At 65.9% G+C, this 20,756-nt stretch carries 18 protein-coding genes; 9 read left to right on the top strand and 9 right to left on the bottom strand.

Annotated elements, in window-relative coordinates; translation table 11 throughout:
- Positions 1–37: 37 nt before the first annotated feature.
- Both QX010_RS17750 and QX010_RS17755 read left to right on the top strand, forming a co-directional pair.
- A complete protein-coding gene (locus QX010_RS17750; RefSeq protein WP_316180858.1) occupies positions 38–1,759 on the top strand; it encodes a type I secretion system permease/ATPase in 1,722 nt (573 codons plus the stop codon).
- Between the two features lie 39 nt (positions 1,760–1,798).
- A complete protein-coding gene (locus QX010_RS17755) occupies positions 1,799–2,572 on the top strand; it encodes a hypothetical protein (protein ID WP_316180861.1) in 774 nt (257 codons plus the stop codon).
- Positions 2,573–2,625: 53 nt separating this feature from the next.
- Here the strand turns inward: QX010_RS17755 and QX010_RS17760 are convergent, their stop codons facing one another.
- Both QX010_RS17760 and QX010_RS17765 read right to left on the bottom strand, forming a co-directional pair.
- Positions 2,626–2,988 carry a hypothetical protein gene (locus QX010_RS17760; RefSeq protein WP_316181020.1) on the bottom strand — a complete coding sequence of 121 codons (363 nt, stop codon included), beginning with the start codon at positions 2,986–2,988 and terminating at the stop codon, positions 2,626–2,628.
- A gap of 575 nt (positions 2,989–3,563) precedes the next feature.
- Positions 3,564–4,115, bottom strand: a complete 552-nt coding sequence (locus QX010_RS17765) for a CreA family protein (RefSeq protein ID WP_315800246.1) — start codon at positions 4,113–4,115, stop codon at positions 3,564–3,566.
- Between the two features lie 226 nt (positions 4,116–4,341).
- Between QX010_RS17765 and QX010_RS17770 the strand changes: the two genes are divergently transcribed.
- From QX010_RS17770 to QX010_RS17785, 4 genes are all read left to right on the top strand, one after another.
- Positions 4,342–6,093 (top strand): L,D-transpeptidase, encoded by a 1,752-nt coding sequence (locus tag QX010_RS17770; protein ID WP_316180863.1) that lies wholly within the window; start codon positions 4,342–4,344, stop codon positions 6,091–6,093.
- Positions 6,094–6,247: 154 nt separating this feature from the next.
- Positions 6,248–6,823: a glutathione peroxidase gene (locus tag QX010_RS17775; protein WP_316180865.1), complete on the top strand. Its 576-nt coding sequence runs from the start codon at positions 6,248–6,250 to the stop codon at positions 6,821–6,823.
- Between the two features lie 160 nt (positions 6,824–6,983).
- Entirely contained in the window at positions 6,984–7,940 is a 957-nt protein-coding gene (locus QX010_RS17780) for a polysaccharide deacetylase family protein (RefSeq protein WP_315800249.1), read from the top strand.
- Positions 7,941–7,959: 19 nt separating this feature from the next.
- On the top strand, positions 7,960–8,520 hold the full coding sequence (locus QX010_RS17785) for a dihydrofolate reductase family protein (RefSeq protein WP_316180866.1): 561 nt from the start codon (positions 7,960–7,962) through the stop codon (positions 8,518–8,520).
- A gap of 9 nt (positions 8,521–8,529) precedes the next feature.
- On the opposite strand, the gene QX010_RS17790 is transcribed toward QX010_RS17785, so the two are convergent.
- The gene (locus tag QX010_RS17790) at positions 8,530–8,985 is read right to left on the bottom strand and encodes a DoxX family protein (protein WP_316180868.1); all 456 of its coding nucleotides are present in this window, start codon (positions 8,983–8,985) and stop codon (positions 8,530–8,532) included.
- A gap of 148 nt (positions 8,986–9,133) precedes the next feature.
- The gene (locus QX010_RS17795) at positions 9,134–11,446 is read right to left on the bottom strand and encodes an NADP-dependent malic enzyme (protein WP_316180869.1); all 2,313 of its coding nucleotides are present in this window, start codon (positions 11,444–11,446) and stop codon (positions 9,134–9,136) included.
- A 240-nt stretch (positions 11,447–11,686) separates the two neighbouring features.
- Between QX010_RS17795 and QX010_RS17800 the strand changes: the two genes are divergently transcribed.
- Together QX010_RS17800 and QX010_RS17805 are read left to right on the top strand one after the other, a co-directional pair.
- Positions 11,687–13,663: a hypothetical protein gene (locus tag QX010_RS17800; protein ID WP_316180870.1), complete on the top strand. Its 1,977-nt coding sequence runs from the start codon at positions 11,687–11,689 to the stop codon at positions 13,661–13,663.
- Positions 13,664–14,685: 1,022 nt separating this feature from the next.
- Complete coding sequence (locus tag QX010_RS17805) at positions 14,686–15,312, top strand: LysE family translocator (protein WP_316180872.1); 627 nt, start codon at positions 14,686–14,688, stop codon at positions 15,310–15,312.
- 95 nt (positions 15,313–15,407) lie between these two features.
- Here QX010_RS17805 and QX010_RS17810 read toward each other — a convergent pair whose 3' ends face one another.
- The 4 genes from QX010_RS17810 to QX010_RS17825 form a co-directional block, all read right to left on the bottom strand.
- A complete protein-coding gene (locus QX010_RS17810; protein ID WP_316180873.1) occupies positions 15,408–15,851 on the bottom strand; it encodes a hypothetical protein in 444 nt (147 codons plus the stop codon).
- Positions 15,852–16,116: 265 nt separating this feature from the next.
- Positions 16,117–16,356, bottom strand: a complete 240-nt coding sequence (locus QX010_RS17815) for a hypothetical protein (protein WP_315800256.1) — start codon at positions 16,354–16,356, stop codon at positions 16,117–16,119.
- Between the two features lie 197 nt (positions 16,357–16,553).
- The gene (locus tag QX010_RS17820) at positions 16,554–18,110 is read right to left on the bottom strand and encodes an ABC transporter substrate-binding protein (RefSeq protein WP_316180874.1); all 1,557 of its coding nucleotides are present in this window, start codon (positions 18,108–18,110) and stop codon (positions 16,554–16,556) included.
- A gap of 419 nt (positions 18,111–18,529) precedes the next feature.
- Positions 18,530–18,727 carry a hypothetical protein gene (locus QX010_RS17825; protein WP_316181026.1) on the bottom strand — a complete coding sequence of 66 codons (198 nt, stop codon included), beginning with the start codon at positions 18,725–18,727 and terminating at the stop codon, positions 18,530–18,532.
- Between QX010_RS17825 and QX010_RS17830 the strand changes: the two genes are divergently transcribed.
- Positions 18,695–18,787, top strand: coding sequence for a hypothetical protein (locus QX010_RS17830; protein ID WP_316181021.1), 93 nt, complete (start codon positions 18,695–18,697; stop codon positions 18,785–18,787). The two genes, QX010_RS17825 and QX010_RS17830, sit on opposite strands and share 33 nt — an antisense overlap.
- 167 nt (positions 18,788–18,954) lie before the next feature.
- On the opposite strand, the gene aspS is transcribed toward QX010_RS17830, so the two are convergent.
- The gene (gene aspS, locus QX010_RS17835) at positions 18,955–20,742 is read right to left on the bottom strand and encodes an aspartate--tRNA ligase (RefSeq protein ID WP_316180876.1); all 1,788 of its coding nucleotides are present in this window, start codon (positions 20,740–20,742) and stop codon (positions 18,955–18,957) included.
- Between the last annotated feature and the right edge of the window lie 14 nt (positions 20,743–20,756).

Genomic DNA, 20,756 nt, shown 5'->3' on the forward strand with positions numbered 1-20,756 from the left:
GGCCAAGCTCCCCAGCACCATCGCAAGGGGATCCGACATGACGAGCACCACCCGAAGCCCGCTGGGAACCGCGCTCCGCGCGTGCTTTCCCGCGCTCACCGCGACCTTCGTGCTCAGCCTCTTCATCAATGCGAGCATGCTCGCCTCGCCACTCTACTCCATGCAGGTCTATGACCGCGTGCTCACCAGCCGCAATCTCGGCACGCTGGTCATGCTGACGCTCATCGTCGGTGTTTTCCTCGTGCTGTATGGCGTCCTCGAATTCGCCCGTTCCGGCGTTCTGGCCCGTGCCGGCGTGCAGTTCGAAGGCACGCTGCGCCACCCGCTGTTCGAGACGATGATGAAGGCGGAGCTGTCGCCGCGGCATCGCTTCGGCCAGCAGATCATCCGTGACGCCGAGACCATCCGCGACTGCATCTCCAGCGGCACCGCCGCCATCGCCTGCGATCTGCCGTGGACGCCGGTGTTCGTCGCGCTGTGCTTTCTGCAGCACGCCTATCTCGGAATCCTCTCTTTGCTCGGCGCGACGGTGCTGTTCTCGCTGGCGCTGCTCACCGAATTCTACACCCGCGCCAGCGTCGAGCGCACCAACGCGCTGGCCAACGAGGCCTCGCGCTTCGTCGCGGCGGCGCTGCGCAATGGCGAGGTCGTGCGCGGCCTCGGCATGGGCGACATCGTCATGGACCGCTGGAGTTGCCGTCAGTCGGCGATGGTCGATGCCCACAGCACCCTCGTCGAGCGGGGCGCGGCGATGCATTCCGTGACCAAGTTCGCGCGCATGGCGGTGCAGACCTCGCTGCTGTGCATCGGCGCCTGGCTCGCGATCGAGCAGCAGATCTCGCCCGGCGCGATGATGGCGACGTCGATCATCATGGGCCGCGCGCTGGCGCCGGTCGAGCAGGTCGTCGGGCAGTGGAAGCGCATCATCGCATTTCGCTCCGCCTATCGCCGGCTGGAGGAGCTGTTCCAGGCCCTGCCAGTCACGGCTGCGCCGACGGCGCTGCCGACGCCGCGCGGCGACATCGACGTCGAGAACGCCGTGGTGTGGCCGCCGGCGGCCGGCCGCCCCTCGGTCAAGGGCGTCAGCTTTTCGCTCAAGGCCGGCGAGAGCCTCGCTATCGTCGGCGCCTCCGCCAGCGGCAAGTCGAGCATGGCGCGCGCCATGGCCGGGGTCTGGCCGCTGCGCGAAGGCGTGATCCGCATCGACGGCGCCGCCTACAGCCAATGGGACCCAAACCGGCTTGGCAAGCACATCGGCTACCTGCCGCAGGACATCGAGCTGTTCTCAGGCACCGTCGCCGACAACATCGCCCGGCTTGCGAAGGTCGACGAAGCAGCCGTTGTCGCTGCCGCCAAGGCCGCCGGCGCGCATGAGGTCATCCTGCGCCTGCCCAACGGCTACGACACGCCGATCGGCGAAGGCGGCGTGGCATTGTCCGGCGGCATGCGGCAGCGCGTCGGCCTCGCCCGCGCGCTCTACGGCAATCCGCGGCTCTTGATCCTCGACGAGCCGAACTCGAACCTCGACGAGGACGGCGAGCGGGCGCTGGCGCACGCCCTGGCCCAGGCGAAGACCGCCGGTCGCACCGTGATCGTCGTCACTCACCGTCCGCAGCTGTTGGCGCATGTTGACCGCATCATGGTGATGGCCTTCGGCAAGACGCTGGCATTCGGCCCGCGCGACGAGGTGATCGCCAAGATGCGCGGCCAGCGTGTCGTCATCGCCCACGACCGGGCGACCGCCAGCGCAGCGGCCTGAACGAACCCAGTGCAGATCGCACATCGCAAGGAGCCGGTCATGATCAAGTTCACATCGTCAACGAGGACCCTGCAGCTGGCCTTCGCGACCGCCGTCCTGCTGCCGATCTCGGCTTCGGCGGAGACACCAATGACCGCGCGGCAGATGCTGGCTCACGCGCAAACCCAGGCCCTCAATGTCCCCAGCGATATCAGGAAGCCCGAGTTGGACCGCAGCGAAAAGATCACCAGCGAGGCCGCCTCCGCAGGCAATGCCGCCATCGCCGCCCCGCTTCCGGTCATCGAGCCGCCGGCGGCGATCTCGCCGCCAGCCCCGGCGCTCACCTCACTGGCTGCGCCCGTCCCGGCGCCTGAGGCAGCTTCATCGCAGACGCGTACCAACTCGCTCACGGCCGCCGCGCCCGTTGCTGAAGCTGCCAAGACGTCGAATCCAGTGCTCGCGACATCCCCCGCGGCGGTCACCACCGAAGCACGCCCGATGGCACCAGCCCCGACTCCGCCGGTCACGGCCGCAGCTTCACCGGTGCTGGTCCCCGCGATCGCTCCTGTTGCCGCGCGGCCCCGGTCCGGCCTCCCGGCCGCGGCGGCCACACAGGCCACGGGGACGCAACCGGCCGCCTCGTCGTCCGCCGAAAAGCCTGCTCCTGCGCGGCATCAGCCAACCCGCGCCGGCGCGGCAGCGGCCCGCCCTGCGCCCAAGCCTGCTGCGAGATCGTCGAGACACAGCGACGAGGTTGCCATCAGTACCCGGATCTCGCGCATCATGCGCCGGCCGGACGTGCAGTCCTTGATGTCGCAATATGGCCTGGACTGACAACGAGCACCGCCGGACGATGGACGCTGATCGAGATCAGGCCCAGCGGCTGATCAGTTGGCCGGATCGAACATGCACTGCAGCGCGGGTTTCGCGATCTTGGTGAACGTGGGACCGATCTCCGCTCGCTTCGGTGCGGGCACCCAATCGGTCTCGATGGTCGGCACGCCGGTCTCGCTGATCCCGCGCAGCAGCGCCTCGCGCAAGTCGGCATCCTCCACCATCGCGGCCGCATGATCATGCAGGCAGGAGCAGACAGCTTCGGGATGCGTCCACCGGTCGAGCATATGAGGCGCACACAGCCGTACGAACTCGCCGCGCAGATCTGGCAATCGGGTCGTCGTCCGCGCCTCGACGGAGGACCAGAAGAGGCACGACAGCGCGGCAAGCGCCGCAGCATCCAGTCGAAAACACATGGTGGACCGCTGGTTCTTGTTTTTTGTCATGTCATCCACGCGGGCCGGGACAACACGATTCGCATGTCGCTGATGCTTTCATACCCGCTTCACGTTTCAAGCGGTCTGCGGCACGGGCACAAAATGGTTTCATGGCCCCTCCGCTTCGTTTCATCGCGACCACCCGACGACACAGAATACAATCTAAACGAGAGTGACCTAAAGCACCACCCGCTTTGACCGCGCCAGCGCCATCCAAGGCAACCGTCAATCTGCCGACGGAGAGCTTCTTAACGACCTTGCGTTAATCGTGGCCGGCAGGGTGAACCTCCCAGCTCACCACGGCAACCCAGCAGCGCGGCGCGTTGGGAGACGACGTTGCTCCCTCAGGGTCACCATGGACAAGCGCTTGCACACACCCAAGCCGAAGGTATCTCGCCGCAGCTCCCTGGCTACGCCGATGGCGCAGCAGCGGACCGAGAGCTACGCCGCCTCGGCCCCACAGAGCCTGGTGCGGCTGATCGGCTGCCACGATCCCGCCAAGCACAAATTGCCCAGCGAGGCTTTCGGCAGCCGATCGTCTCTTGGCACATCCCTTATTGAATGAAATCGCCGCACTTCTGGACTGCGCCGTCATCGGCTTTGCCCCAAGGCATGATCGGGACGGAGGAGGTCGAGTTCTTCGGCGAGCCCTCGATCAGCCTGTCCGAGTAGACCATGTAGACCAGCACGTTGCGCTTGGCGTCGCAGCCGCGAACGATCTGCATCTTCTTGAAGAACAGCGACCGCCGCTGCCGGAACATGTCGTCGGCCTGTTCGAGCTTGCGCTTGAACCTGATCGGGCCGATCTGCCGGCATGCGAGCGAGATGTCGGAGACCTCCTCGGCCAGGCCCAGCCAGCCGGCATATCCGCCCTTCTGCGGCACCGTGAAGTGGCAGGCGACGCCCTCGACCTCTGGATCATCAACGCCATAGGTCGCGAGCTTGTCATTCGGGCTGAGCAATTTGAACACGGTCGACCGACGGAAGATCAGATCCGGCTCGTCTGCGGCGTATGCTGAGATGACAGGCGAGGACAATCCGATAAGCAGTAGGCAAGCGAGGGTTTTCAGCCACAGATCAAACCGTTTGGTGGCTCTGAACGACATGTCGGTCTCCGTTATACCGCCGATGCTCGGCATACCGCCCATGTAGGGACACAAATGCCTGCAAGGAAGGCGCTCCAGCCCGTGACCTTCCACTACCCGTTTAACGGGATGTGAGGCTTTTCTGCTACGATTGGAACGAAATCACGCAGGGCAGAAGCCCCAAGCTGGTGAACGCAGACTCCGTCTGCGACACTAAAGACCAGATGGTTCTTGAGGATTTGCCGGAATGCTCTGCGTTCGTGCGGCCGCCAGGGGGCGGTTCTATTGTGCAGCAATCGTTTCAGTTCCGCTTGCCCTCGCAGCGACTTCACAGGCTGACGCAGCGTCTTATTACTACTGGAACGACTCTCAGCCCGTCACCATTGCTCCGACCTTACGCCCGGCCGCGCCGCGCAAGGCCAAGGCGCGCCACCTCGACAAGCTGAAGACCGAGAAGGAGGCTGCCAAGCCGCAAGGGCCGGTCACGATCGCGGTGTCGATCAACAAGCAGCAGCTCAAGGTCTACGACGCAAACGGTCTGTTCGCGGAAGCGCCGGTCTCGACCGGCATGAAGGGACATTCCACCCCGATGGGCGTGTTCAGCGTCATTCAGAAGCAGAAATTCCATCGCTCCAACATCTATAGCGGCGCCCCGATGCCGTTCATGCAGCGCATCACCTGGTCGGGCGTCGCGCTCCATGCGGGCGTACTGCCCGGCTACCCGGCCTCGCATGGCTGCATCCGCATGCCGCCAAGCTTTGCAACCCGATTCTATGGCTGGACGCGGATGGGATCCCGGGTCCTGGTCACGCCGAACGAGGTGGCTCCTGCGAGTTTCTCGCATCCGATGCTCGCTGCACTGAAGGCGCCGCAGCCGAGCGCATCGGTGCAACCCGATGCGACTGCGCCGGCGGCGATCAAGTCGGACAAGGGCGCGGCCGTCACCACCGCGATCACAGTCGCGACGACGGATCTGCGCGCCACGATCGGTCATGCCGAGAGCCCGCGCTCCGGCGAAGGATCGCCCGCCGCGTCGCGCCAGGTGCAGACCGCCGACGCCGCCAACGCCAACGGACTCCCACCGATGGTCTCGGATGCTTCCCCAAGCGTCGAACCATCGCGCTCGCCACCGGTGGAGGTTCAAAGCAATACTGCCGATCTGAAGCCCAGTGTCGCCGAGACCAAGATTGAGCCTGCGACCGCCGACGCAGAGGCCAAGTCTGCCCCCGGCGACGTCGCTCCGGCGAGCGAGCCAACGAATGCTGCGCAGGTGGCCGCTCCGGCTGTCGAGAAGCCGGCTGAGGCATCGAATGCCGAAGCCACCGGTTCGACCGAACTCAAGCCTGCCGAGTCCAAGCCGCCTGAGTCCAAGTCGGTAGAGTCCAAGCCTGCCGACGCCCCGATCGCGGACCAGCCTGCGTCGCCGTCCACACCGGCGGCAGAGGCACCGGCGAAGGCGGTCGATCCCAACGATCTCGCCAAGGATCAGTCGCGTGTTGCCGCGCCGGACAAGCCGATTGCGCCCAAGCCCGAATTGAAGCGCAACAGCCAGATCGCGATCTTCATCAGCCGCAAGGATTCGAAGCTGTACGTGCGGCAGAACTTCGCTCCGGTGTTCAACATCCCGGTCACCATCGCACCGGGCGACAAGCCGCTCGGCACCCACGTGTTCACCGCGACGGCTGACAAGGCCGATCCGGCGACGATGCGCTGGTCGGTCGTCTCGCTGCCCTCCTCGGCGCGGAGCACCGCGGCGAACGATGGTGCCGCCAAGGCGGTCCGGCGCGGCAAGAAGTCCGCGGGCGCCGATGCCGAGCTGAAACAGGTCGTTCAGCTGAGCAGCGCAGCCGAGGCGCTCGATCGCATCACCATTCCCGCCGACGTGATGGCGTGGCTCGGCGAAGCCCTGTCGACCGGAAGTTCGCTGATCGTCTCCGATCAAGGCATCAACCAGGGCGAAACCGGCGAGGGCACGGACTTCATCCTTTCGCTGCGCTGAAGACCGATCACGTCCCTCTTTCCGCCCCACCGCAGGGGTATCCCGTGCCGCAATGCAGTCTGATCCAGCGCAACGTCGCGGCCGTTCACGCAGCGGCCGGTCGAGCGCGGGCACATTCATGCTGACGGGGCTGGCTCTGCTCAGGGAGATTCACATGATCAATCGCAGGATGGTTGTTCTCGGCATCGGCGCCTCGTTGTCGGGCGCGGCGCTCACGTCGCAGGCGGCTCATGCCGACAATGCGGTGACCAAGATGACCGCCTACCGCTTCTCCTTCCCGGCGCTGGCCGGTGAGCCGATTCGGCTCGCCGATTTCGCCGGCAAGCCGGTGCTGGTCGTCAACACGGCCTCGCAGTGCGGCTACACCCCGCAATACACCGGCCTCCAGAAGCTGTGGAGCGAGTTCCATGAGCGCGGGCTGACGATCATTGCCGTGCCGTCCAACGACTTCAACCAGGAGCCCGGAATCGCCGGCGACATCGCCGAGCTGGCCAACAAGGACTATGGCGTGACCTTCCCGATGACCGCCAAGGCGGTGGTCACCGGTTCCAACGCCCACCCGTTCTACCGCTGGGCCGCCGAGGCGCGGCCCAAGGAGACGCCGCGCTGGAACTTTCACAAATATCTGATCGGCCGTGACGGCTACATCGCCGACGTGTTCGCCTCCTCGGTCGAGCCGACGGAGACGCGGGTCAAGACCGCGGTCGCCCGGCTGCTGGCGAACGGCTGAGCAACACTCGGCAGGAATGCGGCGGAAGCCGGCAACTTCCCCCGTGTTTTTGCCTCGTTTCCTTTTGGCGCCACTCCGGCTGCTGGGCTAATATCCCGGCCGGATGACGGAGCGACTCTCGGCACTGGCGCTCCCGTTGCAACAACCCCGAGGAAACACGATGCGGATTGCAGCAGGATTGGTGTTCGCGAGCTCTTTGGCGGCTTCGCTGTTGACGTCTGGCGTGGCGTGGTCGCAGGCGCAGCGCACGGCGGCGGCACCGACCCCGGCTGCTGCCGCACCCGTACCCGCTCCGGCCGCTGCGGTGCAGACCCAGCCGCCGCGCGCGCCCTGCATGAACCCCGAGGCGCTCGGCGTCGGCCGCACCGTCGAAATCGACACGACCGGCGGTCCAGGCTTCGGCTTCGAGCACTTCAAGGACCTTGACTTCCTGAAGGATCACGAGGTCGTGCTGACCTTCGACGACGGCCCGTGGCCGGAGAACACGCCCAGCGTGCTCAAGGCGCTTGCCGACCAGTGCACCACCGGCATCTTCTTCATCATCGGCAAGCATGCGACCTATTATCCGGAGATCCTGAAGCAGGTCTACAATGCCGGCCATACGGTCGGCACGCACACCTGGTCGCATGCGGCGCTGACCAACAAGAAGCTGACCGAGGATCAGCGCAAGGAAGAGATCGAGCTCGGCATCAGCGCCGTGAAGTGGGCGCTCGGCGGCAACTCGCCGGCGCCGTTCTTCCGCTTCCCGGCCCTGCAGCACCCGCCGGAGATGGTGACCTATCTCGGCACCCGCAACATCGGAATCTTCTCCTGCGATCTCGACTCGTTCGACTTCAAGGCGCGCAATGCGCAGGCGGTGCTCGACGTCACCTTCAAGAAGCTCGACAAGCTCGGCAAGGGCATCATCCTGATGCACGACTTCCACAAGCATACCGCCGAGGCCCTGCCCGAGATGCTGCGCCGCCTGAAGGCCGGCGGCTACAAGGTGGTCGCGATGCGCGCCAAGGCGCCGGTGCAGTCGCTGCCGCAATATGACGAGCAGCTCGCCAAGGTCGCGAAGCTGCCGACAGTGAGCCAAAGGCCGGTCTCGAGCGTTGTGACGACAGTGTCCGAATGAGACAGGATTCCTTTCGTCAGTGACCAAGCTTCGTATCGAAGGTTACGTGATCGTGTCGGCCGACGGGATGTTGGCCGACGCGCACAATGCGATGCCGCCCGCCCTGAAATTCCCCGGCGACGCCGCATTCTTTTCCCAGGCCCTCGATGGCGCCGATCTGATCGTCCATGGCCGCAACTCCTATGAGGACCAGCCGAACTCGCCGAAGCGCCGGCGCATCGTCGTGACCCGCAAGGTCGCGGGGCTGGCGCCGGATCCGGAGAAGCCGCTCTCTACCCTTTGGAATCCGGCGGGCGCCTCCTTCGAAGCCGCCTGTGAAGCCGCGGGCGTCAGCTCTGGCACGGTGGCCGTGATCGGCGGTCCGGTCGTGTTCGAGATGTTCATGGACAGCTACGACAGCTTCTTCCTGTCGCTGGCGCCCCACGTCTCCCTGCCCGGCGGCGCGCCGTGCTTTCCAGGCGTCGGTCCCGACCGATCGCCGCAGCAGGTGCTGACGGCCCACGGCTACACGCCGTCCAATCAGCTGATGCTCGATCCCGCCGACGACGTCAGCGTCACCGCCTGGAAGCGATCCGCTTAAGGCTCCCTCCTAGATATCTCCGTAGGCGCTCTGCTCCGGTGCCTTCGGGCCCTTGCCGTAGCCGAAGATCATGAACAGCGCGCCGATGATCGACAGGTTCTTGAGCGCGTCGATCAGGGTCTTGGCGTTGTCGGGCGGGGTCTGGTTCCAGAAGTCATGGAAGTAGAAGATGGTCGCGCCGACGAACAGGATCATCAGAGCCGCGAAGAAACGCCCGAGAAAGTTGAGCGCGATCATCACACCGGCGAGCACCTCGAACGCGCCGGCCGCGATCGCCAGGATCTGCGGCATCGGCATCTTGGCAGCGGCCTCGAGCTGCGCCGCGTAGGGCGCGAGCATGGTGGGAATCGTGACCTTGGCGGCGATCAGATCAGCGGTGGCGGGAATGCCGAACAGCTTGGTCGCGCCCGTGTAGATGAAGATCACGGCGAACAGAACGCGCCCGAATGTAATGAAACCCGGCATTCTCGCCCTCACGGATCAACTTCAAACGATGTGTCGCCGGCCCACCGGGCCGGATATGTGACGTCGCGAACGCTTTTCAACAATAAAGGCGGGCGGAATACGACCGAAACCGGACGAATTCCGCCACACTTCGATCACGCCGGCACCGTCACGCGAACAGCGTCGGCTGCGCCCTCCCTGCCCGCTCCTGGGCCTCGACGGCGGCCACCGCCGTCATGTTGAGAATGCCGCGCGCCGTCACCGATGGCGTGAGGATATGCGCCGGCCTGGCAGGGCCGATCAGGATCGGCCCCACCGGGACCGCATCCGCCAGCACCTTGATCATCTGATAGGCGACGTTGGCGGCATCGAGATTCGGCATGATCAGCACGTTGGCCGAGCCCTCGAGATTGGAATGCGGCAGGATCGCCTTGCGCGCGGTCGCCGACAGCGCGGTGTCACCCTGCATCTCGCCGTCGGCCTCGAGGTCGGGACGATGCTGCTTCAACAGCGCCGTCGCCTGCCGCATCTTGCGCGACGACTCCGTGTCGTAGCCGCCGAAATCGGAGTGCGACACGAACGCGATCTTCGGCTTGATGTTGAAGCGCGTGACGTGGTTGGCCGCCAGCGAGGCCATCTCGGCGAGCTCCTCAGCGGTCGGATCCGGCCGCACCTGGGTGTCGCCGATGAAATAGGCGCCCTTGCTGGTGATGGTGAGCGCCAGCGCCGCGTAGTCGCTGACCCCCGGCATGAAGCCGATGATCTCGCGGACATGACGCAGATGGCTCATGTAGCGGCCCTCGACGCCGCAGATCATGGCGTCCGCCTCGCCCCTGACGACGGCGAGCGCCGCGATGACCGTGGCGTTGGTGCGCACCACCGTGCGCGCCGCATCCGGCGTGACACCACGGCGGCCGGCGATCTCGATGTAGCTCTGCACGTAAGAACGGTAGCGCGGATCGTCCTCGGGATTGACGAGGTCGAAATCACGCCCGGCCTTGATCGACAGGCCGAAGCGCTTGATGCGGGCCTCGACAACGCTGGGGCGACCGACCAGGATCGGCCGCGCCAGCTTCTCCTCCAGCACCACCTGGGTGGCGCGCAGCACGCGCTCGTCCTCGCCCTCGGCATAGATCACGCGGACCGGCTGCGTCTTTGCCTTGGCGAACACCGGCTTCATCACCAGGCCGGAGCGGAACGCGAAACGCTCCAGCAGCGCGGTGTACTCGTCGAAATTGGTGATCGGCCGCGTCGCGACGCCGGACTCCATCGCCGCCTTCGCCACCGCCGGCGCGATGCGCAGGATCAGGCGCGGATCGAACGGCGACGGGATCAGCGACCCCGGGCCGAAGCCCTGCGTCTCGCCGCTATCGAAGCCGCGGCTCACCGCGTCCGAGGGCGGATCCTGGGCGAGCTGCGCGATCGCATCGACCGCGGCCTGCTTCATCGCCTCGTTGATCGCGGTGGCGCCGACGTCGAGCGCGCCGCGGAAGATGAACGGGAAGCACAGCACGTTGTTGACTTGGTTCGGGAAGTCCGAACGCCCGGTGCAGATCATCGCGTCGGGCCGTGCGGCGCGCGCCTCCTCCGGCATGATCTCCGGATTTGGATTGGCGAGCGCCATGATCAGCGGCTTCTCGGCCATCTGCTTGAGCAGCTCCGGCTTCAGCACGCCGCCGGCGGATAGCCCGAGGAAGATGTCCGCGCCACCGATCACATCGGCGAGCGTCCGCTTGTCGGTCTTCTGCGCATAGACCGCCTTCCACGGATCCATCAGCGTGTTGCGGCCCTCATGGACGACGCCGTCGATGTCGCAGACCCAGATGTTCTTGCGCTGCGCGCCCATCGACACCAGCAGATTGAGGCAGGCGATCGCGGCGGCGCCTGCGCCCGACGTCACGATCTTGACCTCGGAGAGCTGCTTGCCGGACAGCGACAGCGCGTTCTTGATCGCGGCGCCGACGATGATTGCAGTGCCGTGCTGGTCGTCATGGAAGACCGGGATCTTCATCCGCTCCTTGAGCCGCGCCTCGATCTCGAAGCACTCCGGTCCCTTGATGTCCTCGAGGTTGATGCCGCCGAAGGTCGGCTCCAGCGCCGCGACCGTCTCGACCACCCGGTCGATGGTATCGGCCGCGATCTCGATGTCGAATACGTCGATGCCGGCGAATTTCTTGAACAGGACCGCCTTGCCCTCCATCACCGGCTTGGAGGCCAGGGGGCCAATATTGCCGAGGCCGAGCACAGCGGTCCCGTTGGAGACGACGGCCACCAGGTTGGCCCGCGCGGTCAGCGATGCCGCCTCGGCCGGGTTGTTGGCGATCTCGGTGCACGCAGCGGCGACGCCCGGCGAATAGGCCAGCGCCAGGTCGCGCTGATTGGCGAGCGGCTTGGAGGCCTGGATCTCCAGCTTGCCGGGCCGCGGCAGGCGGTGATAGGCCAGGGCTGCGGAACGAAGATCTTCAGAATAGGACGACGACATACGTGCTCCAGCGTTTCCGACCCGGATTTTTGGTCTCTTGAGTCTCGGTCAGACGTCGGTTTTTCCGGCCGGTGGAAGCGCATGTGATGCACGCTGGGCGGCTTTCATGCAACATCCGAAACCATGCTCGCCGGCATCCCGGGCCAGCGATTCCCCAATTCGCAGAAGCACATCCCTACTCCATCGATTTCATTGAGACCATCACCACTTGCTGCCTAAGCCTTGGGCGGAGCACATCAAATGACCCGTATCGTGATCGGAATTCTCACGGCTGTCGCGCTGGCCGTCGCTGGCCTCGTCGGCGTGCCCTGGTACGCCCAGAGCCGCGCCGAGCGCGAGGTCGAGGCGAGCTTTGCCCAGATCCGGCAGAGTGGCGCCACGGCAACCCATGGCAAGGTCGCCTTCGACCTGTGGAGCCGCAAATTGACAATCGCCGACGTCAAGCTGGAATCGGCGACCCAGCCGCCGGCCAGCGTCACGCTTGGCACCGTCACCGCGACCGGCCTGAGCCAGCCTGATTCCGAGCATGTCACGGCTGCCAGCATCGAGATCGGCGACATCGCCATGGCCGGCCAGATCCCCGGCCCCTCGCCGCTGCGCCTGAGCTACAAGCTGCCGCAACTGGTGGTGAAGGATTACGCCGGCCCGGCGCGGTTCGCGGCGATCCCGGCCGGGGCGGGTGCGCTCGAGACCACCCGCGCCCTCGCTCAACAGCTCGCCACCGTCAGCGCCACCTCGGCCACGGTGCCGCGGGTCACCGGCACGATGGAAGGCGGCGCCGCGGTCGGGCCGACCGAATTCGGCTATTCCGGGCTGGTGGTGGACGGCATCAAGGGCGGCCGCATCGACAACTACAAGATCCAGGAAGTCACCTTCAGCACGGCGGCGCAGCCGCCGAACGGCAAGGTCGAGACGGTGCGCGGCCGCATGCTCGACATCGTGACCAAGGACATCGACGTCAACGCCATCGTCGCCCTGTTCGCGACCGAGTCCGCCAAGGACGATCGTGCCATCCGCCTGAGCGGCTCCGCCGGGATGGGCCTCTACGAGATCACGTCCGATCTCGGCATGCGCATGCACATCGACGCCCTGACGATGGACGAGTTCGGCGTGCGGCCGTCGCGCATCCAGCTGCCCGCGCTGGTCGCTGCCCTGACGCCGACCTCGCCGCGAACGAGCGCCATGACGCCCGACCTCATCGACAAGGTGGCCAGCATCTATGACGGCGTCCTGTTCAAGAACGTCGAGGTCCGAGGTCTGGCGGTCGAGACTCCCGACGGCCCGGTCAAGGTCGCGCTGACGCGGTTCGACCTCGACGACGGCAAGGGCGACGTCGCGTTCGAGGGCTTCGACGGACGGACCCCGAACGGACCGGTCAAGCTCGGCCGCTTCGCGGTCAAGCGCTTCGACATGGGCGGTATGCTGCGCCAGACCGCCAAATTCGCCGTGCCCGGCGCCAAGCCCGGTGCGGCCGAAGCCCTGGCGCTGTTCAAGCTGATCGGCGGCATCGAGCTGAAGGGGCTGACGACCTCCTACAAGGCGAGCACCAAGCCGGTGCAGATCGACAATTTCAGCCTCGACTGGGGCCAGTTCGTCGGCCCCATCCCGACCCAGGCGCACCTGGTGGCCAAGATGGCCGGACCTCTGGATGCGTCCAATCCGGCGCTGCTGCCGCTCCTCGTCGCCGGCATCGACACCGCCGCGTTCGACGCCGATCTCGGCCTCGGCTGGACCGAGAGCTCGGGTGCGTTCGCGCTCCAGCCCTTCAAGCTCGAGGTCAGCAACCTCATCGCAGCCTCGGCCAATGTCTCGCTGTCGCAGGTGCCGCGCGACGTGTTCACCATCGACCTGCAGCAGGCCACGACGGCAGCGGAGCAGATCGAGGCCAGCGGGCTGGAATTGACCCTGCGCGATCTCGGCGCGGTGGACGTGCTCGTCGCCAACTACGCGCGCGGTCATGCGATCACGCGCGATGCCGCGCGCAAGGCGCTGGTCGACAGCATCAAGGCGATCGGTGCCCAGGTCGCCGCCGACAACATCGATGTCGCCAGCGCCGTCGAGGCCATCAGCCGTTTCGTCCAGATCCCGCGCCAGACCTTCACGCTGAAGCTCTCGCCGCGCGCCAAGGTCCCAGCCCTGCAGCTCGCCCAGCTCATCGCCATTGACCCGCCGAGCGCGCTGGCGCAGTTCAAGATCGAGGCCCAGACCGCGCCGTGATGACTTTCCTGACCTAGAGAGAGAGGAGTCCGCACTCCTCTCCTCCGTCATTCCGGGGCGCGCGCAGCGCGAGCCCGGAATCCATACTCCCGAATATTGATTGGCGAAGGAGGTCGACGGTGCAGGCATCTCGATCCTTGTCGCACGGTCGTGGTGATGGATTCCGGGCTCGCGCTGCGCGCGCCCCGGAATGACTCGCGGAGGGAGCGTGTTCGTAACCGCCGATGCTGCGCGCTGGGACTTCTCGCTCCGCCATCGATGAACACGGCAGGTCCCCTACCTACACGCGCGTCCTCAATCCCGCGGCGCGATCGCCCGAGTTATTCCGGTCGTTCGGCCCTCGTTCGACGAAGAGGGCGCAGGGAATGCCGGGTGCTGGCCGCAACCCATGGCCCGCCTGCGAAAAAAATGCAGGCGGCAGGTACCACAGGTGCTGCCGGTCATCCGGCATTCCCTGCGCGGTGGGCTTTGCGGCTGCTTCGCGCTCTCCTCGGGGACCGGCTTGTTTGCCCCCGTCATCCGCGCGATGCCGGAAGGCATCCGCCGCGAACTTGACACCAGCATCGGGGTGTCAGGACCACACGACTTGACCGTCTGCACCCTGCCTTTCGTCCACGCGCCACGCGCGCTGCGACAGACTGCAGCCACCGCCTCCCCGCCTCACGTCTCGTGACGACCGCGAACCGTCCCTCTTCATCGAGGCGGGATGGCCGGAAATGTGGCGGTGATTTGCCCGACGGCGCAAGCGGAATGATTGCGTCAAACTAACACGACGGGCAGATTGCGCATGGCGGGATTGCGGGGATTGCCCGTCGGGCTGGTCTCGGCCCTGTCGGCAACTATCAGTCAGGTTCCTCGACAGATCACGCGGTATGGGTCCCGGCGTTCGCCGGGACGACAGTTGTGTTTGGCGCTCGACCGCGGCCTTGATTGCCGGCTACGCGCGCCACTCGCACCGAAGGATGATCGATCGCATCGGCCTTCTGCTGAAAAGGGCCGCCTGCGGTGATAATACGAACGTCATGCCCCACCTCTCCACCTTCCTCGTGTTTCTCACCGCCGCACTCATCGTCGCGCTGACGCCGGGGCCGGGGATCTTCTACATCGTCGCGCGCACGCTGGCCGGCGGGCGGAGCGAGGGGCTGGCGTCCAGCGTCGGGCTTGGGCTCGGAGGGCTCGTGCACGTGACCGCCGGTGCCGTCGGGCTGTCGGCGCTGGTGATGGCGAGCGCTGAGGCGTTTGCGGTGTTGAAGATCGCGGGCGCGTTCTATCTGATCTGGCTGGGCATCAAGACCTGGCGTGAAGCGCGGGTCGCAGGGCCGGCCGAGGTGACGACGACCGGCAGCCGGCGCGCCTTCCGCGAGGGCATCGTCGTCGAGGCGCTCAACCCGAAGACGGCGGCGTTCTTCCTCGCCTTCATTCCGCAGTTCGTCGATCCCACGGGCCACGTCGCCGCGCAGTTCATCGTGCTCGGGCTGATCTCGGTCGCATTCAACACCAGCGTCGACCTGGTCGTGACGTTCTGGGCCGCCAGAGCACGGCACGGTCTCGTCACGCGCCCGAGCCTCGTGACGCGGATGCGGCAGGCGTCGGGCGCCGTCATGTGCGGCCTCGGCGGCGCGCTGCTGTTTGCACGCCGCGCAAGCTGACGCAAACCAGCAGCTCGTTCGCTGTCAGGAAGCAAGCCCGCGGGCAGCGGTGCGGTCGGTGCCTCATCAGCCGATGCTGTCGCAACCGCCCTCACCTAGTCACGGTAGCGGCAGAACTCGTCGCCATTTTCGTACTCGTAGCAGATCTTGATACGGCGATACGGCCGGTCCTCGTCGAAGCTGCTTGAACGGCGATCCATGTCGTCGTCGCGCTGCATGCGCGAATTCCTTCCCGTGGTGCGATGGTCCATGTCCTGGTCCATCATGCGGCCCATGCGGTGCTGGCGCATGCGATCCATGCCCATGCGATCTTCGTCACGCTGTTGCGTGGTCCAATCGCGGTTCACCTTGGTCTCTTCGGCGCTCTGCCGTTCGCGCTCCCGGGCCTGGTCAGCCTGCTGGGGCGTGCGTTCGGGCTGCACAGGAACGGCTTGGGACTGGCCCGTTGGAGGCGAGGTGTCGGCCTGCTCAGCCAGAGCTGCGGCGGACACGAAACAAGAGGACAGGAACAGAACGGTCGCTGCTGCTGAAACGCGCATGGTTCATCCTCCATGAGAATGCTCTCTAACCGTGCGGCTCAGGGTTGGTTCTAACGGATTGCCGGCTTTCGATATTGCGCCGCAACGAACGTCGCGGCGCCGCTGTGTCGCCCTATGCGGCGGAGTGAAATCGTGGGCGGGGAGATGGAACGACGCCGGTTTGAGTATTCCGCAGCCGTTCTTTGTTGCCGTGGCCGCGGCGAAGGCCAGGCACAGCAGTCCGAAAGCAGCGTTGCACCTGCCGTCCGGAGCCCGGCGTCCCGCGTCAACCCGAGATCAGGTCGTGGGTGGTTCCACGCCGCCGCCAGTATCTCGCACGTAGCCGCGGTGCGATCTGCCAGGAGAGAATGGCGGCCAGCGCCACGCTCGATGCGATCATGACCGGCATCGCGATCATCGCGTGGTCGCTCAGGGGTGTGAGGAGAATGGTCAGGACTCCCGCGCCGAACAGCACAGCCTGAACCATCATGAAGATCATCGCCGAAATCTGTGTTCGCACGGACATTGCAGTCGCCCACAGTTGTTGCGCATGCAATCCAAACCCGAAATCCAGCCAACTGTTCCGCCTCACCATGAGCTCAGGACGGCAGGCCGCAGCCTCGTCCGCCCGAACTCATCGCAGCGGCACCGGAAGTCAGCGGGAAGCGTGGGCGACGCGGCAAGGCCCGGCGATGGCCGTCTTGCCGCGCCCCGCTCCGCGCCTCATTCCAGCTCGATCGCCTGATAGGTGCCGGTCTCGTCGAGCGCGGTGCCCCAGATCTTGTGAGAGGCCTGATGCTCGGCGCGTCCGAAGGAGAGCTTGCTGCCGAGCCCGAGGTCGATGCTCTGCATCGACTCCAGCGTATCGACCACCCGCTCGGTCTCGAGCGGCGTGGTCTGCTTCAGCGCCTGGATCAGGATGCTTGCCGAGATGAAGCCCTCGAGCGAGGTGTAGTCCGGCGCTTCGCCCGGGAAGTACTTCTCCAGCGCGGTCTTGTAGTCGAGCACCAGGCTCGAATAGCCTGCGACCGAGGGAACGCCCTGCGTGACGATGACGCCGTTGGTGTATTTCGCGCCGAGCAGCTTCAGCTCGGCCGCGAGCGACGACGATCCGACCGCCGAGATGTTGGCGTAGATCAGCCCTGGAACCGCCTCGTGGGTCTTCTCGATGAATTTCGCCGCCGCGCGGTCGGTCGCGATCATGATCACGGCCTTGATCGGCGGCTTGGTCTGCGCCTTCAGCTTGCCGACGGCCTCGTCGACGTCCAGCGTGCCGCGCGGAAAACCGTAGCGGATGATCGGATCGTTGATGCCGTTCGCGCGGAACGCCTTGGCGACACCGTTGGCACCGTCGTCGCCATAGGCGTCGTTCTGCGCGAACACGGCGATCTGCTTCGCCGGGATGCGCTTGACCTTCATCAGGTAGCGCACGATCGCCGCGGTCTCTTCGGCGTAGCTCGCACGATAGTTGAAGACGTAGCGGTCGGGCGGATCGCGGCGGACGACGGCGGAGCCGCTATAGGGCGCGAAGAACAGCGCGCGGCGCTCCAGCGCGTAGGGAATCGCCACCGCGTTGTTCGCAGTGCCCATGTTGCCGATATAGCCGAACACCTGGTCCTTCTCGTACAATTGCGTCATGGCGCCGAGCGTCCGCGTCGGATCATAGCCATCGTCGGCAGCGATCAGCCGCAGCTTGCGGCCGTTGATGCCGCCGGCATCGTTGGCGCGGGCGAACGCGGTCTCGATGCCGAGCTTCATCTGGCGCGCGGACTCCTTGCGGACTCCGGAGAACGGGATGACGGTGCCGAACCGGATCTCGGTATCGCTGACGCCGTGCGGAAGCGGAGGCGGCAGGTTGGCCGTGGGCTGCGTCGACGCGGCCGCGGTCGGGGGCGCCAGCGCGAAGGACAGCGAGGGAGCCGCCGACTGCTGCTGGCTGAGCGACCGCTCCAGCTCTGCCAATTGGCGCTCTGCGGTCTGACAGTTCACCTGCGAGGACGCGACCCGGCCGCGGCCCTCGGCGATGTAGCTATTGAAGGTGCGGATGAGCCCATCGCGCTCGCCGCCGTTCGAAGAGCCCTGGCGGATCACTTCGCTGAATTGATCGATGATGGTCTGGACGCGTCCCTGGGCGATCTCGCGGCACGTCGCGGCCTGACCGACGACCGGACCGACGCGGGCGGCGAGATCACGAACGACATCGGGGGAAATGGGAACAGCAGAGGCGGCAGGGACGAAGAAGCAGGTTCCGAGAAGGAGCGCGCACCAGCGAACGGTCATTTTGAACTATCCGTCTTCTTGTGATTGGTTGGCTATGTTCACTACATGAGTCAGACAGGCTTCTATTAAGGACAGGTTGCATAACACCGCAACCGCCATTCGACTGATCGCTGTCGCCTGGAACTCATAGCGAGCCGCACCGCTCGATCGCGTTCTGCGTTGGGTCTCGCAACGCGCCGAACTAACAGCCGGCGCCATCGATTAGTTCTCAGAATCAACACTTTGCCGCGGGGCACGACGGCCCGATCCTGTGGCCGTTCGAAGAGCTCGGCGCGATGCGCGAGAGCGCATCCGGAGCCGCCTCGACGCAATCGAAGGCCCGGACGAAGTTGTTCGCAGTGTTAACCAGCATTAACGCGAGAACATCAAATACGGAGCGACGCCTTCAAGGCTGGGTCATCTTGCACCGGCGTGACGTCCTAACCGGCGACGACATGCCGCAGCTCGGGGCCGATAACGACGAGCCGAGACGGATTGCGCTGTTCAGCTGGATCGAGACGCGCTCGGGGATCGCCTGAGAGGCGTTCGAGCCGCCGGTCGATGCGATCCACCATTTTGTCGGCAAATGGATCGCGTGGGTCGTGGTGGCCCTGCACGTCGCCGCCGCACTGTTTCATCACGCCGTCCGCCGCGACGACGTCCTGACGCGGATGCCGCCGGGCCGTTCGGTGGCATAAGGGAGAACACTGCCGTGCGGTGGGCAAAGGCGCTGCCCTGCTCTCTCCTCACGGCAATCTGCTGGAGCGCCGTGCCCTCCATCTCGCGGCGGATGCGCCGATGGATGGTGGGCACGCCGCCGCTTGACGGCGGCCGCTTTGCCCACCCTACATCGAGCCCTGCCGAACTACTTGTTCGGCAGATTGGTCCTGATGTGCAGCTCGCGAAGCTGCTTGGTCGAAGCCTCGGACGGGGCACCCATCAGCAGGTCCATGGCCTGCTGGTTCATCGGGAACAGCGAGATCTCGCGCAGGTTCGTGGTGCCACAGAGCAGCATCACGATGCGGTCGACACCGGCGGCCATGCCGCCATGCGGCGGGGCACCGTACTGGAAGGCGCGGTACATGCCGCCGAAGCGGTCGACCACCTCCTGCTCGCCATAGCCCGCGATCTCGAACGCCTTCACCATCGCCGCCGGCTTGTGGTTGCGGATGCCGCCCGAGGCGATCTCGTAGCCGTTGCAGGTGATGTCGTACTGGAACGCCTTGATGGTCAGCGGATCCTGCGTCTGCAGCGCCTCCAAGCCGCCCTGCGGCATCGAGAACGGGTTGTGCGAGAAGTCGACCTTCTTGTCGTCCTCGTTGTACTCGTACATCGGGAAGTCGACGATCCAGGCCAGCTTGAACTGATCCTTGTCGGCGAGGTTCAGCTCGTCGGAGACCTTGTTGCGGGCGAGGCCTGCGAACTTCCAGAACTTGTCGGGATCGCCGGCGACGAAGAAGGCGGCGTCGCCTTCCTTGGTGCCGATCTGGCTGCGGATCGCAGCGGTGCGCTCCGGACCGATGTTGTTCGCCAAGGGACCCGCGCCCTCGCCGCCCTCGCGCCACATGATGTAGCCGAGGCCGGGCTGGCCCTCGCCCTGCGCCCACGAGTTCATCCGGTCGCAGAACGCGCGGCTGCCGCCACCCGGTGCGGGAATCGCCCACACCTGGTTCTTGGGATCCTCGAGCATGCGCGCGAACACCTTGAAGCCGGAGCCACGGAAGTGCTCGGACACGTCGGCCATCTCGATCGGGTTGCGCAGGTCGGGCTTGTCGGAGCCGTACTTGCGGATGGCCTCGGCGAACGGGATGCGCGGCCAGCCCTTGGTGACCGGCTTCCCCTTGGCGAAATCCTCGAACACGCCGGTGATCACCGGCTCCATCGCCGCAAACACGTCCTCCTGCTCGACGAAGCTCATCTCGATGTCGAGCTGATAGAACTCGCCGGGCAGGCGGTCGGCGCGCGGGTCCTCGTCGCGGAAGCACGGCGCGATCTGGAAGTAGCGGTCGAAGCCCGACATCATCAGCAGCTGCTTGTACTGCTGCGGCGCCTGCGGCAGCGCGTAGAACTTGCCGGGATGGATGCGCGACGGCACCAGGAAGTCGCGCGCGCCCTCGGGCGAGGACGCGGTCAGGATCGGGGTCTGGAATTCGAAGAAGCCCTGCTCCTTCATGCGCCGGCGCATCGAATCGATGATCGCGCCGCGCGTCATGATGTTCTGGTGCAGCTTCTCGCGGCGCAGATCGAGGAAACGGTACTTCAGCCGGATGTCCTCGGGGTAGTCCTGCTCGCCGAACACCGGCAGCGGCAGCTCGTCCGCGGGGCCGAGCACCTCGATGTCGGAGACGTAGAGCTCGATCTTGCCGGTCGGCAGATCGTCATTGTCGGTGCTCTTGTTGTCGGCGCCGGCCGGGCGGCGGCGCACCTTGCCCTCCATGCGCACGACCCACTCCGAGCGCAGCTTCTCGGCGAGGCTGAACGCCGGCGAGTCCGGATCGACGACGCACTGGGTGATGCCGTAATGGTCGCGCAGATCGACGAACAGCACGCCGCCATGGTCGCGGATGCGATGGCACCAGCCGGACAGCCGGACCGTCTCTCCGATGTTGCTCTCGCGGAGCGCGCCGCAGGTGTGGGTCCGGTAGCGATGCATGGTCGTCCTGAATG

It is taken from the genome of Bradyrhizobium sp. SZCCHNRI1009, from assembly GCF_032487575.1.
GTDB lineage: Bacteria > Pseudomonadota > Alphaproteobacteria > Rhizobiales > Xanthobacteraceae > Bradyrhizobium.

Excerpts from the sequence above, each read along its gene's own strand:
- QX010_RS17750 (WP_316180858.1), top strand. The coding sequence starts at position 38 with ATGACGAGCACCACCCGAAGCCCGCTGGGAACCGCGCTCCGCGCGTGC.
- QX010_RS17755 (WP_316180861.1), top strand. The coding sequence starts at position 1,799 with ATGATCAAGTTCACATCGTCAACGAGGACCCTGCAGCTGGCCTTCGCG.
- QX010_RS17760 (WP_316181020.1), bottom strand. The coding sequence starts at position 2,988 with ATGTGTTTTCGACTGGATGCTGCGGCGCTTGCCGCGCTGTCGTGCCTC.
- QX010_RS17765 (WP_315800246.1), bottom strand. The coding sequence starts at position 4,115 with ATGTCGTTCAGAGCCACCAAACGGTTTGATCTGTGGCTGAAAACCCTC.
- QX010_RS17770 (WP_316180863.1), top strand. The coding sequence starts at position 4,342 with ATGCTCTGCGTTCGTGCGGCCGCCAGGGGGCGGTTCTATTGTGCAGCA.
- QX010_RS17775 (WP_316180865.1), top strand. The coding sequence starts at position 6,248 with ATGATCAATCGCAGGATGGTTGTTCTCGGCATCGGCGCCTCGTTGTCG.
- QX010_RS17780 (WP_315800249.1), top strand. The coding sequence starts at position 6,984 with ATGCGGATTGCAGCAGGATTGGTGTTCGCGAGCTCTTTGGCGGCTTCG.
- QX010_RS17790 (WP_316180868.1), bottom strand. The coding sequence starts at position 8,985 with ATGCCGGGTTTCATTACATTCGGGCGCGTTCTGTTCGCCGTGATCTTC.
- QX010_RS17795 (WP_316180869.1), bottom strand. The coding sequence starts at position 11,446 with ATGTCGTCGTCCTATTCTGAAGATCTTCGTTCCGCAGCCCTGGCCTAT.
- QX010_RS17800 (WP_316180870.1), top strand. The coding sequence starts at position 11,687 with ATGACCCGTATCGTGATCGGAATTCTCACGGCTGTCGCGCTGGCCGTC.
- QX010_RS17805 (WP_316180872.1), top strand. The coding sequence starts at position 14,686 with ATGCCCCACCTCTCCACCTTCCTCGTGTTTCTCACCGCCGCACTCATC.
- QX010_RS17810 (WP_316180873.1), bottom strand. The coding sequence starts at position 15,851 with ATGCGCGTTTCAGCAGCAGCGACCGTTCTGTTCCTGTCCTCTTGTTTC.
- QX010_RS17815 (WP_315800256.1), bottom strand. The coding sequence starts at position 16,356 with ATGTCCGTGCGAACACAGATTTCGGCGATGATCTTCATGATGGTTCAG.
- QX010_RS17820 (WP_316180874.1), bottom strand. The coding sequence starts at position 18,110 with ATGACCGTTCGCTGGTGCGCGCTCCTTCTCGGAACCTGCTTCTTCGTC.
- QX010_RS17825 (WP_316181026.1), bottom strand. The coding sequence starts at position 18,727 with ATGAAACAGTGCGGCGGCGACGTGCAGGGCCACCACGACCCACGCGAT.
- aspS (WP_316180876.1), bottom strand. The coding sequence starts at position 20,742 with ATGCATCGCTACCGGACCCACACCTGCGGCGCGCTCCGCGAGAGCAAC.